The organism is Oscillatoria sp. FACHB-1406, from assembly GCF_014698145.1.
Classification (GTDB): Bacteria; Cyanobacteriota; Cyanobacteriia; order Cyanobacteriales; family Spirulinaceae; genus FACHB-1406.
Window position 1 is genome coordinate 32,690 of the sequence record NZ_JACJSM010000017.1, and the last position, 13,183, is coordinate 45,872.

15 protein-coding genes are annotated in these 13,183 nt (G+C 49.4%); 7 read left to right on the top strand and 8 right to left on the bottom strand.

Annotated features, from left to right (window positions below):
• The first annotated feature begins 34 nt into the window (after positions 1–34).
• The gene (locus H6G50_RS16275; protein ID WP_190718326.1) at positions 35–949 is read left to right on the top strand and encodes an ABC transporter ATP-binding protein; all 915 of its coding nucleotides are present in this window, start codon (positions 35–37) and stop codon (positions 947–949) included.
• On the top strand, positions 933–1,694 hold the full coding sequence (locus H6G50_RS16280) for an ABC transporter permease (RefSeq protein ID WP_190718328.1): 762 nt from the start codon (positions 933–935) through the stop codon (positions 1,692–1,694). Before H6G50_RS16275 ends, H6G50_RS16280 begins: the two co-directional genes overlap by 17 nt.
• Here H6G50_RS16280 and H6G50_RS16285 read toward each other — a convergent pair.
• Both H6G50_RS16285 and H6G50_RS16290 read right to left on the bottom strand, forming a co-directional pair.
• The gene (locus tag H6G50_RS16285) at positions 1,659–1,829 is read right to left on the bottom strand and encodes a hypothetical protein (RefSeq protein WP_190718331.1); all 171 of its coding nucleotides are present in this window, start codon (positions 1,827–1,829) and stop codon (positions 1,659–1,661) included. The genes H6G50_RS16280 and H6G50_RS16285 overlap by 36 nt on opposite strands.
• A 196-nt stretch (positions 1,830–2,025) precedes the next feature.
• Complete coding sequence (locus H6G50_RS16290) at positions 2,026–2,268, bottom strand: DUF2811 domain-containing protein (RefSeq protein ID WP_190718334.1); 243 nt, start codon at positions 2,266–2,268, stop codon at positions 2,026–2,028.
• A gap of 796 nt (positions 2,269–3,064) precedes the next feature.
• Here H6G50_RS16290 and H6G50_RS16295 point away from each other — a divergent pair.
• Both H6G50_RS16295 and H6G50_RS16300 read left to right on the top strand, forming a co-directional pair.
• Positions 3,065–4,051 (top strand): RNA polymerase sigma factor, RpoD/SigA family, encoded by a 987-nt coding sequence (locus H6G50_RS16295; protein ID WP_190718555.1) that lies wholly within the window; start codon positions 3,065–3,067, stop codon positions 4,049–4,051.
• 13 nt (positions 4,052–4,064) lie between these two features.
• The gene (locus tag H6G50_RS16300; protein WP_190718337.1) at positions 4,065–4,349 is read left to right on the top strand and encodes a DUF3288 family protein; all 285 of its coding nucleotides are present in this window, start codon (positions 4,065–4,067) and stop codon (positions 4,347–4,349) included.
• Between the two features lie 186 nt (positions 4,350–4,535).
• Here the strand turns inward: H6G50_RS16300 and H6G50_RS16305 are convergent, their stop codons facing one another.
• The 3 genes from H6G50_RS16305 to H6G50_RS16315 form a co-directional block, all read right to left on the bottom strand.
• A complete protein-coding gene (locus H6G50_RS16305) occupies positions 4,536–4,733 on the bottom strand; it encodes a chlorophyll A-B-binding protein (protein WP_190718340.1) in 198 nt (65 codons plus the stop codon).
• 24 nt (positions 4,734–4,757) lie between these two features.
• Positions 4,758–6,215, bottom strand: a complete 1,458-nt coding sequence (locus tag H6G50_RS16310) for a hypothetical protein (RefSeq protein WP_190718343.1) — start codon at positions 6,213–6,215, stop codon at positions 4,758–4,760.
• 229 nt (positions 6,216–6,444) lie between these two features.
• On the bottom strand, positions 6,445–7,440 hold the full coding sequence (locus H6G50_RS16315) for a succinate dehydrogenase/fumarate reductase iron-sulfur subunit (RefSeq protein WP_190718346.1): 996 nt from the start codon (positions 7,438–7,440) through the stop codon (positions 6,445–6,447).
• A 473-nt stretch (positions 7,441–7,913) separates the two neighbouring features.
• On the opposite strand from H6G50_RS16315, the gene H6G50_RS16320 reads away from it, so the two are divergent.
• Positions 7,914–8,321, top strand: a complete 408-nt coding sequence (locus H6G50_RS16320; protein WP_190718349.1) for an AbrB family transcriptional regulator — start codon at positions 7,914–7,916, stop codon at positions 8,319–8,321.
• A gap of 87 nt (positions 8,322–8,408) precedes the next feature.
• The gene (locus H6G50_RS16325) at positions 8,409–9,335 is read left to right on the top strand and encodes a type II CAAX endopeptidase family protein (RefSeq protein ID WP_347239947.1); all 927 of its coding nucleotides are present in this window, start codon (positions 8,409–8,411) and stop codon (positions 9,333–9,335) included.
• 34 nt (positions 9,336–9,369) lie between these two features.
• On the opposite strand, the gene H6G50_RS16330 is transcribed toward H6G50_RS16325, so the two are convergent.
• Together H6G50_RS16330 and H6G50_RS16335 are read right to left on the bottom strand one after the other, a co-directional pair.
• Positions 9,370–10,146 carry an SDR family NAD(P)-dependent oxidoreductase gene (locus H6G50_RS16330; protein WP_242032856.1) on the bottom strand — a complete coding sequence of 259 codons (777 nt, stop codon included), beginning with the start codon at positions 10,144–10,146 and terminating at the stop codon, positions 9,370–9,372.
• Positions 10,147–10,354: 208 nt separating this feature from the next.
• A complete protein-coding gene (locus tag H6G50_RS16335; RefSeq protein WP_190718352.1) occupies positions 10,355–11,143 on the bottom strand; it encodes a nuclear transport factor 2 family protein in 789 nt (262 codons plus the stop codon).
• Positions 11,144–11,391: 248 nt separating this feature from the next.
• Between H6G50_RS16335 and murG the strand changes: the two genes are divergently transcribed.
• Positions 11,392–12,444 carry an undecaprenyldiphospho-muramoylpentapeptide beta-N-acetylglucosaminyltransferase gene (murG, locus tag H6G50_RS16340; protein WP_190718355.1) on the top strand — a complete coding sequence of 351 codons (1,053 nt, stop codon included), beginning with the start codon at positions 11,392–11,394 and terminating at the stop codon, positions 12,442–12,444.
• 41 nt (positions 12,445–12,485) lie between these two features.
• On the opposite strand, the gene H6G50_RS16345 is transcribed toward murG, so the two are convergent.
• A complete protein-coding gene (locus H6G50_RS16345) occupies positions 12,486–13,055 on the bottom strand; it encodes an SH3 domain-containing protein (protein WP_190718358.1) in 570 nt (189 codons plus the stop codon).
• Between the last annotated feature and the right edge of the window lie 128 nt (positions 13,056–13,183).

Below are 13,183 nucleotides of genomic sequence, written 5' to 3' on the forward strand. Positions count from 1 at the left end.
CGTCCCTATTCCATTTTAAAGTGTCGAACAGACTATGCTCGTACCGATCTACGAGATTCGAGACTTGGTGAAAACCTATCCGGGACAGTCGCAACCCGTTAACAATGGTATTACCTTCGCGATCGAACCGGGGGAAATTTTCGGCATTCTCGGAGACAACGGTGCAGGAAAAAGCACGCTTGTCAAGCAAATGGTGAATTTATTGCCGCTCGGTTCGGGCAGCATTCACTTTTGGGGAAAAGAGGTCAGAACTATTCCCGAAATCGTACAGGTTAATGTGGGTTATATGCCCCAAGAGAGCGGCGCGGTCAATAGCCTAACCGTAGCTGAAGCGCTCTATTTTACGGCGCACCTGCGCGGGATGAACCGCAAAGAAGCGCAACAAGAGCGCGATCGCCTCCTGCACCAATGGCAAATGGAAGCATGGCGCGATCTCGTCAGTTCCCAATTATCCGGCGGACAGCGACGACTCTTACGATTAGCGGTTGCGATGGCGGGTTCGCCGCCCGTACTGATTTTGGACGAACCCACCAACGATCTCGATCCTCAGCGACGGCGACTTGTTTGGGACAACTTGCGGCAATTAAACGGGGAACGGGGAACCACAATTATTTTGGTGACGCACGATGCAATTGAGGCAGAAAAAGCGATTCAGCGCGTGGGAATTTTGCGGGCGGGAAAGTTAGTCGCCCTCGGTCGTCCCAGCGACTTGAAACGACAGGTGGATCGAATGTTACGTTTGGAGCTATTTTTTGCGAGCGACTATTCCCCAGAACTGCCCGATGGTTTGGTTTGCGATCGCATGGAACCGGGACGCTGGCGGATTTTATTAGGACGCGATCGCGTCGATAGCACTCTCAATGCCCTCGATTTGGAGCGAATCGACGATTTTCGCCTTTATTCTGCCACCTTAGAAGACTTGTACCTGCATTATGCAACTCAACCGTAAGCCCCTTCCTCCCCTGCTACAATTACTCGATCTCTGCTGCATCGAACTGAGTAACTGGCGTTGGTCGTGGCAAGCGATCGCGCTGACAGCCACCATCAGCCCCGTCCTCAGTATCATCGCCCTCGGAACCTTTGCCCCGAACGGCGATCGCGAAGCGAAAAGCGCGATTTTAATCGGCAGTTTGGTGATGTCATTGATGTTTGGCAATTTGGGCAACCTCTCCTCCCGCTTTGCCTATATGCGCTTTTCCGGGGTGCTGGATTTCTACATGACACTCCCCGTTCGGCGATCGCTCCTTATTCTAGCGGTCGTTCTCGCCTTTTTCCTGCTTTCCTTCCCTGCCTTACTCGTTACCTTATTATTCGGTTCCTGGTTTTTACAACTCCCGCTAACCCTTCATTGGCTCTTATGGCTGGCAATTCCGCTCTGCGTCGTGCCTTTGGCGGGCGTTGGTGCTGCGATCGGCATTAAGGCTCCCAATCCCGAAGTAACGGGCGCTGTAACGCTCCTCGTTACGATGCTAGCGCTCTTCATCGGCCCGGTTTTATTACCAGCTAGCCGTTTGCCCCGCATCGTGCAGTTTTTGGGCGACTTCAGCCCCGCAACTCATGCAGCGACCGTCTTGCGACAAACGCTGCTCGAACCCCCCACATCGAGCTTTTTTCTCAGTTGCGGCGTACTGCTGGGGTTCTCGCTTCTAACCTTCTGGTTAGTATCGAGAAGCTTGCAACCTAAAGGCAATTAGCGCGCGAATAACGCTGAGATATCTTCCCTTATACTGCGAACCATCAGCTAGAGGAACGCTAAACGTGCGATCGCCCGTCCAAGTATAGCCATCGCCAAGGCAGTTAGGACAAATTTGGGTAGGGGCGAATGGCATTCGCCCGGTTTTCTACCGATCGGATTGTCCTCATCGATGTGTCTGTTGCTATAAAACGATCTAAATCGGGCATTGCTGGCAATAATTATTATTGTAGGGGGGCGAACAAATGTTTGCCCCCCTACAAGGGTTATGCGTATCTTAGCGATTTTGTCAATAGCGTTTGGGGCTGGCTTTTGAGCCGGGACGCGCCGCTTCAGTTGCGATCGCGACTGCCAACATAGGACAGAGAATCGGTTTGATGCAATATCGGAAGAACTGTTGGCGTAATCGGAAAAAGTCGAACGGGTTTTTTCGGCAGATTTTGCAGAAAAAACAGAGATAAGGCGACAGCAAACACTTGGTCTTGATCCCAAGCTGGGTGTGCGTCGAGATACTCTCTTAAGGATTTGTGGAGTTCTTCTGGGATTTCTGCCAAGATGCTGATGTTTGAGTTCACGCTCGCCTCCTAGGGGTCGAAAGATCGACAGGTTGAGGTACGACAGCAACAAGACAATATTTGCCTTGCGGCGTTGCTTGTCCCTCGACCTCTTCCTTCTTCTATTTCGGCGTAGAGAGAGGGGTTTGTCAATGCTGCGAAATGTTACAAATATCTTTAGCAAAAAAAAAGATTTACGACAGCATAAGGGTTTCAGGGCATTTTTATTTACATAACTTCATGAAAACTGAGTAGGATCGGGTGGGGATCTGCGAAAAAAGCAAAATCCCCTACCTAACGCTACAATCGCAGTTCGACCCTCCGGGCTGTGGAAAAGTTGACCGCTTGTGGGGAAAATTCTCGATCGCCTGTGGAAAGCGTGGGGAATATTTTGGGGAAAAGCTGCCCAAAAGATAAGAATTACAAATTTTTCTAGAGACTTTCCCAATATCTTGCTGTAGAGATACCCGATCTCTACCCTCGGAAAGCGGTACGGAGACCCGTCTCTCAAAGGATGTTACATTTGGCGGCTTAGCGGGGCAAGATGAGTATTAGAAAGGCTTCCTTAGCAGGTGCTAACTTGCGATCCCCGCCCTGGGGAGTGGCGAACTTTTCTCCTTTACGAACGTCTCTATTTTTACTAGAATTTATTAAGGCGAAGTCATTATGACTTCGTGTAAATCTCCCGAAAAAGTTCTTCCCGGAAAGGAAATTGATAGATTCTCCAAACCCGCTTGCAGAAAGTTATTCGACTTTTTAGCGATCATCAGCCCCAGCGACTCAGATGTCGCTTATTTACGGAGTCATATACTATACGATGCCCACTGCCAACCTAGACAAAGTTACCGGATCTCCCTCCTTCTCCGCAGATATGGTACGTGCTTATTTGCATGAGATCGGTCGCGTACCTTTGCTCGGTCGCGAACAGGAAATTGTTTACGGCAAACAAGTTCAAAAAATGATGCCTTTGCTGTGCGAGAAGGAAGCACTACAAGCGGAATTGGGGCGCGTTCCAACCCGGACGGAGTGGGCGACTCGCCTGGGAATTGAGGAGATGGAACTCGATTTGATTTTGCGACAAGGCGATCGCGCCAAGCGAAAAATGATCGAAGCGAACTTGCGTTTGGTGGTTGCGATCGCGAAAAAATACCAAAAGCGCAACATGGAGTTCCTCGATTTAATCCAAGAAGGCAGTTTGGGACTCGAACGCGGCGTTGAAAAATTCGATCCGACGAAGGGATATAAGTTTTCCACCTATGCTTATTGGTGGATTCGTCAGGCGATTACGCGCGCGATCGCGCAACAGGCTAGGGCGATTCGGCTTCCGATCCACATTACCGAAAAACTCAACAAAATCAAGCGCGTTCAGCGCGAACTCTCTCAAAAGCTGGGGCGCAGCGCTACGCCTGCCGAAATTGCCGTCGAATTGGAACTCGATACCTCCCAGATTCGGGAGTATCTAAGTTTGTCGCGACAACCGATTTCTCTGGACGTGCGCGTTGGCGACAACCAAGACACGGAACTGTCCGAGTTATTAGAAGATGACGGACTTTCCCCAGATACTTATATGACCCAAGAATCGCTGCGTCAGGACTTGCGAAATCTGTTAGCCGAACTTACGCCGCAACAGCGCAGCGTTATTAACTTGCGTTACGGATTGGAGGATGGGACGGAATTGTCTTTAGCGAAAGTCGGTCAAAGACTCAACCTCAGTCGCGAACGAGTGCGCCAACTCGAACAGCAGGCACTCAAGCATCTGAAGAAACGGCGATCGCAGGTGCAAGAATATATTATGGCCAGCTAGTTCAATCCCAATCGTGACTCGTCAATCCGAACAACGACACCCGCAGGAACAGAAGGATCGCGCGATCGTCGAGCGCTTCCAAGCAGAAGGAAAAAGCGATTATAACCTCGCCGAACTCGCGCGCCTGCGGATTCGCTATCGCAATTTTCCCGGCGCGCGCGAACTGCAAGCCGATCTCGATCGCTTTTTAACCCAGTGGGGCTTGACAGAAGAGGAATTATTTGATATATCCCGTCAACTTCATGCCGAGCGAATTTACAATCGCAATCGTAATGGCGAGCAGGAAGATTGGAGTTAGCCAGTTAACAGCGAACAGGTCTTACAAATTACGTCTGATGTGCATTATCCAAAAGTCTTGATTTCCCTCACCCCCAGCCCCTCTCCCAATCGGTGGGAGAGGGGAGAAAGAACAGTAAGAGCGATCTTTCTGGCTTCTAATTCACATTAGGCGTAAATTAGTAATCTTATTCGCTGTTCGATTCTATTAACGCAAACCCAACCACGCCCAGAAACTTTGTCCGGTCCAAAGTTCCAACAATAAAAGTAAGATAAAGCCGGTCATCGCAAAACGTCCATTGATTTTTTCGGCATAGGCTGTCCAACCGAAAGCAGGTTGCTCGACGGGTTCGGCAATTTCCTCGTTTGAGGGTTGTGCAATCGGGTCTTGATTTTCTGCTGTCATTCCTCTTTATTGATTGGCTCGATTCTAACGGAGGGAAGATACGGCTTCGTCTAATAAGGCGATCGCGCGTTCTTTTTGTCCGTTAGAGGCTAATTCTATGGCAATATCGGCGAAGACTTCAGCAGTTTGAGCTTTATCGCTAAGTTCTCGAGCCAGTTGCAGGGCAAGATTAACATTACCGGCTCGTACTAAAAGCGGTGCAATATCCTTTAATGCCATCGCTCTCGAGCCTTCTGTCGGTAGAGAGCGCACCAATTGCAAAGCGCGATCCATTTCTCCATTTTTGGCGATCGCGACGGCGATATCGCTTAAAGCATAACTTTTCCAAGGCCCATTCGGGATGGTTTCGACTAATTGGAGAGCGCGATCGATTTGCCCCGTATCGGCAACGCTGAGCGTAATATCGCGTAGGGCATAGGTTTGCGTGCTACCGCTCGGAAGTTCGCGAGCGATGTCGAGGGCGAGATCGATGTTGCCATTTTCGGCAGCGATATTGGCAATTTCTCCAACAGTCAAGTTTTGAAGATCGTTATCGGAGATTTCGCGAGCGATTTGCAGGGCGCGCTCGATCGCGCCAGTTTTTGCAACCGCCCGCGCCACCGTTGGGAAAACCTGAAGCTGCCAAGTATTTTCAGAGCTATTGCGATTAATTTCGCGAGCGATTTGCAGGGCGCGATCGCTCGCTCCAGCGCTAGCTGCTGCCTCTGCAATATCCCTTAACGTTAATGCTTTCAAGTCTGGATCTGAAATCTCCCGAGCCGATTGCAGGGCTTGTTCGAGTTCTCCCGAGCGAGCTAACATAACCATTTTGCGGCTCGATACCAAAGCAATCAAGTTTTGGGAAGCGGCTTCATCGGGTAAAGTGCGAGCGATGTCGAGGACGCGATCGAGGTTTCCATCCAGCGCTAAACTGAGAGCGATTGTTAAAATTACTCGGATCTGCCGACCTCGCACTGGTAAAGTTTGAATCAATTGTAAAGCGCGATCGACTTGTCCGGCTTTTACTAATTCGGTAGCAAGATCGCTGAAAGCTATCAGTTTTAAGTCTGGACTGGGAATCGTTTCGGCAATTTGGATAGCGCGATCGAATTGTCCGGCTTCTGCCAGGATAACGGCGATCGAGTTGAATGCAACTACCTTCAAAGTTTCATCGGCGATTGTGCTAGCTAGTTGTAAAGCGCGATCGGTTTCTCCGGCTCGAGCGAGACTTCCACATAAGTTCGCGAGTTCGACTTGTTTGGAGCGTTCGTCGGAAATCGTCCGAACCAGTGCGATCGCGCGATCGTACTCTCCTACTTTAATGAAAGCGAGGGCAATTTCTCGAATCGCCAGAACTCTGTCAACTTCTGAAACGTTTTCTATCGAGCTTGTATTCTCAGCCACAGGAGTTGAAGTTTCGGCTAAAGCGGGCAAAGGCGCGATCGCAAGACAGGCAAAGGAGGTAAATAGCCAGATCGAGGCCGCGTATGATTTTTGAATCATGGAGATTGAGCGAAGTTTATCAATTGTAAGGGAGAGCGTTTCTCAGCTTTCTTGTAACTTCAAGCTCGCTCGGAACGATTGCGGAGGCAGTCTCGCCTTAATTCTCAAAATACAAAATGCGACTCAACCAGCAGGCTAAGTAGGTTGACGAAAATAACCTTAACTTGAAGAGGGCGGGTTTTGACTGCTTGAATTTACCTCATAGCAAGGGTTTTAGCTAAACTCGTCCCTACGAATCCGATCGCTCTTTGGTGCTTTGTACTGCTTCAATGAGCGATCGCACCGTTTCCGTCCCCTCAGAAGCTTCAAACTCTAGGGGAAACTTGCCCCGTGCCAACATTCTCAGACCTAAAGGAGCTAAACTCAACAATCCTTTAAGATCGCGCAGATAGTTCCCGACGACCATTAAGCCAAATTTGCGTTCGTCGATCCAGCCCCCATCCTTAACGAGATCGATGAGTACCTTGCGATGGCGAATCGAACGGCTATCGCTGGCTGTTTTTTGCTGCAAAATTTCCTGCTTGATTTCGCCGATTCGATCCATCGGCGCGACACCCGTCGGACAGACTGCATTGCACCAATAACAGCGCGTACAGCCCCAAACACCTTGGGTTCCTTGGTTGTATTCCTCCAAGCGCGCTTCGGTGGCGCTATCGCGCGAATCCTTAACTAAGCGTTGCGCTTTGGCGAGGGCGTGGGGGCCGACAAAATCGGGGTTAACCGTTCGCGCGTTGCACTCGGAATAACAAGCGCCGCAGAGAATGCAGTTGCCACTGCGATCGAGTTGCGATCGCTCCTCGGGCGTTTGCAGGAATTCGCGTTCCGGCAAGGCGCGTCCGCGCGTACTGACGTAGGGTTCCACCGCTTCGAGATTATTCCAGAAACCGCTCATATCGACCACTAAATCCCGAATGACGGGCAAATTTCCCAACGGCGCGATCGTAATTTCTGGAATTTGAGAGTCCGAAGTTCGAGCAAATCGAGCGACTTCACTGCCGATACTTTCTTGGCAAGCAAGGGCAGAACGCCCGTTGATTCTCATCGCGCAACTTCCACAAATTGTGTTGCGGCAATTTTTCCGAAACGCTAAGCTTCCATCTAACTCCCACTTAATTCGATTTAAAGCATCGAGAACTGTATTCCCCGGTTCGAGACTTAATCGATAAGTTTGGACGATAGGTTGTTGTTGTTGCTGCCCTCGAGCGACCTTAAAAAGCACTTCCATCGTGACTGCCTCAAAAATACTGCCCCAGCAAAAGGAGATAGACTAGCGTTTTTGCTGTCGCTTTGTCAATCCTCTCATCATTATTTTAGTTTAAAACACTTATCAACCTTCTGAGAGATGCAGGTTCATTTTTTAGTCGGAGACAACCCACTGTCAAAACCCAGCCATTTTTTCGGCGAAAACCGCGATCGGTGATTTTTTTGATATTTTTTAATTATCTCTAAATTTTTTAGACAACTTCGAGAGATTTAGGGATATATTTTGATATAGTCAATTCAGAGCCGAAAAAAACTCTTATGATAGAGTGGGCAGATGCAAAAAGAAAATACGGGTTGCAATGGTACTAATAAATGGATCGGGAGTCGAGGGGTAAAATCTACCCCTGCCGATAACGAAAACCAACGAACCTTAAAAAATCTGCGGCACGGCCTCGGGCTGACAAGAGTTTAGACTGAATAACGTTTAGTAGAAACATGAGTGACATTCCATCGAATCCTCTAACTGGAAAAGCTTTGCTTCAAAAGGTAAAAGAGCTTGGACATCTCCCGCGCCGGGAGACAGCAAAGCGTTGCGGCTATTACACACTCACCCGGGATAACCAGACCCGAGTCAATTTAACTGCGTTTTACGATGCAGTGCTGGGTGCAAAAGGGGTTCCCCTCGATCCAGAAGGGACGAAAGACGGCAGAGGTCGCGAACCGACTTACCGCGTCAGCGTGCATAAAAACGGTCAAATTGTAATCGGTTCGACCTATACTCAGGCAATGGGATTGGAACCAGGTGACGAGTTTGAAATTAAGCTGGGTTACAAGCACATTCACTTGAAGCAGGTCGATAGCGAACGAGAAGACGATGCTGATGACGAAGCGATGAGCGCTTAAGGCTGGAATCAGAGAATGAGAGTGCAAACCGGAGAGGATTAATAGTCCAATCGAGAGCTTATTCGTTCGACGCTTGCATTTTTGCGAGTGTCAAAGTATCTTGATTTTTCCACTCCGGTTGCGGCTCTAGGTTCTCTCAAAGCTGGGTATATGGAGATAAGTAACATCTTTAATGGCGCGATCGCGTCCCCAGAGCGATCGCTTCCAATGGCGGTCGCCTCGGTAAAAGTCATGGCTTTTTTTGCGGCGTGGCTAATACTTTGGCTGCCCGTTGCCATTCCACTCGCGAAAACACTGAAGTGGAATCCAAGTCAACCGCTAACGGGGCAACAAAAGCTACCGATCTTAGCATCACTGTACGCGATCGCTCCTTTAATCCTGTGGGGAGCGACGAGAGTGCTGGGAAGTTCTTTTTTCGACTACGGCTTCAAGCTGCAACCGGAACTCTTCATTTCCCTTAGCCTAGGAATAATCGCGAGCATATTGGGACTCAGTATCGCATTTTTTGGCGAAACTTTAGCGGGGTGGGTGCGATGGCAGTCGAACAATTTTAAACGGCTCCTTTCGCTTTCTGTGCCGATTTTAGCGTTAGGATTGTGGATTGGCGGAACCGAAGAATTAATTTTTCGAGGCTTTCTTTTAACGGAATTAGAACGCGGGAGTGGAATCGCGATCGCGGCTGTATTATCGAGTTCGATCTTCGCCCTTTCTCATCTTCTCTGGGATCGACAGCAAACCCTTCCGCAACTTCCCGGACTCTTTTTAATGGGGCTAGTTTTAGCGGTAGCGCGTTGGGTTGATGGGGGAAGTTTGGGTTTAGCCTGGGGGCTGCACGCGGGCTGGATTTGGGGCTTAACAATCCTCGATAGCGCCGAATTAATGTCTTACAGCGAAGAAAGTCCGGCTTGGGGCGTGGGGATTGGAAAGCAACCACTCGCAGGGTTAGCCGGGATTCTCTGCGTGCTAGTAACGGGAGTCAGTTTGTGGGCTTTCGCGCCCGTTTTAGCCCGTTAAATTTCCAGAAGTATAGATGTAATTGAATTGTCGATTAGCCTTCGTTCTGGCGGTTGAAAAGCATCAAAGGCGCTTGATCTACGGGCATCATGACGATATCCATCAAGTTGACGTGGGGCGGACGAGTGACGCAAAACAGGATGACATCGGCGACATCGGCGGGGGTTAAGGGCGTTAAGCCGCGATAGACTTGTGAAGCGCGATCGCGATCGCCGTGGAAGCGTACATTACTGAAATCCGTTTCCACCAAACCGGGATCGACAGCACTAACGCGGATAGGCGTGCCGAGAACATCTTGCTTTAAACCTTCCGTAATCGATTTTACGGCAGCTTTGGTGGCGCAGTAAACATTACCGCCGGGATAAGTTTGATGTCCGGCAGTAGAGCCAATATTAATAATATGACCTTTGGCGCGATCGACCATACCGGGAACGACAGCGCGACTAACGTAGAGCAATCCTTTAATATTGGTATCGATCATTTCTTCCCAATCTTGGATGCTGCCCTCGTACAGTTTATCGAGGCCGCGACTCAAACCGGCATTATTAATAAGGATATCGATCGCGCGCCAAGATTCGGGGAGAGAGGCAATCGCGGATTCTACTGCCGCGCGATCGCATACGTCAAACGACAGGGCGTAAACTTCCCCCGAAAGTTCCTCGATAACGGGTTTCAAGCGTTCTCGGGTGCGCGCATTAACAATCACTTTAGCTCCTGCTGCCGAAAATGTCCGCGCGCACGCCGCTCCAATGCCGCTACTCGCTCCCGTAATTAAGACAATTGAATTGGCCAGTTGTGTATTTACAATCAATGGTCAGTTGTTAGAGATTCGTTGTCAGTTTATTAGCTCTCGAACATTATCCATTATCAATTGTCAATTGTCCATTATCGAATGGCACTGAAGTAAGAGTTAAAAAATCACCGTAGAGACGTTGTATACAACGTCGTTATTGATATTTCGTAGGGTAGGCAGCGCCCACCAGCCTTAAGTCAGTGCCATTTGTCCTATCAATTATCAATTATTCGACGTGCAAGCGTTGGGTGACTAAAGTAATGCCACCCTCTCCAACGATAATTGCTGAAAGCAGGCGATCCTCAGCCAGATTGGGGGCTTGCCCCATTCTAAAAACTCCACCGGCTTGCAAAAGTTCGAGTTCAAACTGACTGGGATTGATAAAAAGATCGCTATTAACTTTTTGCTCGCTCGCGCCGCCTAATAGTAAACCATCCTCGAGGGGTTTAGTAACAATCGTATCAAAATTGTATTTTTGACCCGGTTTGACTCGTTCGGGGAGATTGACTTCTACAGCTGGAGGACTTGCACCCATTGAGAGTTGCGATCGCTCCGAGAGAATATCTTGGTGGATGATGAGATTGTTTTGAATGACTTGGCGCGATCGCACCGTCGATTCTAATTTTAAAGTTCTTCCTTCACTCTGTTGGGTTCCGGTGACAACCGTAATCGTCTCCGCCACCAAACCATCGCCGCGACGCTCCCAAGATTGTAACTGCGTGCGATAGCTCAAATCGGGATAGCGTTCCCACAACTTCGTTAAACCCTCAGAAAACTCCGAACGACTTAAATTATCGGCTGTCGTAAAGTTGGGGCTGTAATTGCTGAGGACGGTTTCCAGACTGCGCCGATTTGCTGCCGCTTCAACTCGTGCCAAAACGGCAGTCAGTTCCGGCGGCGCACTCTCCGGTTCGGCAGCGCGCGCAACTGCGCCAATTCCGACAGTCAAACCCGCACTCAAGATTAAGGGCAGCGATCGGCGAAAATATTGCCGTAACATTCTAAAGTTTTGCATCAGCGATCGTTCATTCCAATTTCATCGGGCCAAGGTGTTGCCATTATAGCGCCGCCCTTAGCCGTTAATCAGTTACTCATTACCCATTCTAGGGGCGATAAATTATTTGTCCTCAACCCGTTCCCTCATTGTCCCGTTCCCTCAGTACGCTCTCCGTAAAAATTGGGATTGAAAGCGATCGCAAATTGTGCTGAAAATAGGTTCGGTTGATTGTGTATTCTAAAGGTTGAATTGTTCTTAAAAGCCTCGTGTCTCAAAAAACGACTCGCTTTCTCATCGCTGCTAGTGGTACGGGCGGCCATTTATTCCCCGCGCTCGCTGTCGCTCAACACTTAGAGGGGTGCGATATTGAATGGTTGGGCGTTCCGAATCGCCTCGAACAAACCCTCGTCCCGAAACAATATCGCTTGCATACCATCCCTTTAGAAGGATTTCAAACGCGCTTCGGGCTGAAAACGCTGGAAATTCTCGGACGCTTCGGCAATTCCATTCTTAGCGTTCGCAACTTATTGAGCAAACAGAAAATCGATGCGGTGTTTACAACAGGGGGGTATATTGCCGCTCCTGCAATTTTAGCGGCTCGTCTGGCGGGAATTCCGGTTATTTTGCACGAATCGAACGCTTTACCGGGGAAAGTTACCCGATGGTTTGCGCCCTCTTGTACGACTGTCGCCATTGGGTTTAAGGAAACGGCAGAACGCTTAAGCGGAAATCCAATTTGGGTAGGAACGCCGGTTCGCCCTAATTTTTTAACGCCTCAATCGCTCGATTTATCGATTCCGGAGAATGCACCTTTAATTGTGGTGATGGGAGGTTCTCAAGGGGCGGTGGCGGTGAATGAATTGGTGCGATCCTCGGCAGCGGATTGGTTTGCCGAAGGCGCTTATATCGTTCATTTAACGGGAACGAACGATCCCGATGCCGCTACACTCCAACATCCGCAATATTTCTCGCTGCCGTTTTATGAAAATATGGCGGGGTTGTTGCAGCGCGCAGATCTGGCGATTAGTCGCGCGGGCGCGAGCGCTTTGGCAGAATTGGCAGTAACGGGAACGCCAGGAATTTTAATTCCGTATCCTTATGCAGCGGAAGACCATCAAGCTTATAATGCTAGCGTTTTTGCGCGCGCGGGAGCGGGGGTGATGTTCCGTCAAGAACAGTTGAGCGTGCCGATTTTGAATGAGGAAGTATTGGCGTTGTTGCGCGATCGCGATCGCCTCGCTAATATGGGCAAAAAAGCAGCCTCCCTCAACATTCCCGACAGTGCGGAACGTTTAGCAGCGTTGCTGCGAAAACCGTAGGGCTTTGAGTAGGAGGCGCATTGATTAATTAAAAGTTTGGACTAATCAAGGCATTCCAGATAATTAAAGTTAACCCACCCTTCTTTGCCATTTACCCGGGAATTTGGGCCGCGTATCACGCGAACGTAGACCCACGTATCCCCAGACCCTCGGAGATAACGTACTATGTTATCATTGTCCAACCCAGCTATCGCCTCGCCCCCCGGAGAGCGGCGCAACGCAAGCTGACCGGACTGAAGGTTTGTCACCACGCAGTTTAATTCGGAAATACGTTCTGAGGAAGAAGTTGCTACGGGACTCATCTCGACATTGAGAATCACATTTCCATTGGGAGCAAACACTTTGAGGCGATACCTACCATCGTTCGTGCCAAGCGGTGACATATTGTAGGTGTAGCCGCTATTTTCCCAAATCAAGCTACCTCTCTGGCGAAAAGAAACCTGGGGAATGTAAAGGCAATTGCCCCGATCGTCGCATCCTCGGTAAGAAACTTCGCCATCGGCTCCCCCAATCGTAACAGTATAGCCGCCACCTTGATATGTATCTGCTTTGGCAGAAGTGGCGAACAATAAGCCAGCCAGTAATGTAGAAATCGCCAAGATTTTTTTCATTTCTTGTTTTTGATTCGATCGGAGTCGATCCTACAGTTCCCTATTGAGTGCTAAAAACACCACTCGCGTTCCCGTAAGCTCCGTCAGCAAAGCGGAGGCTGAAATACAGGGGCTTTGGGTGATGTTTC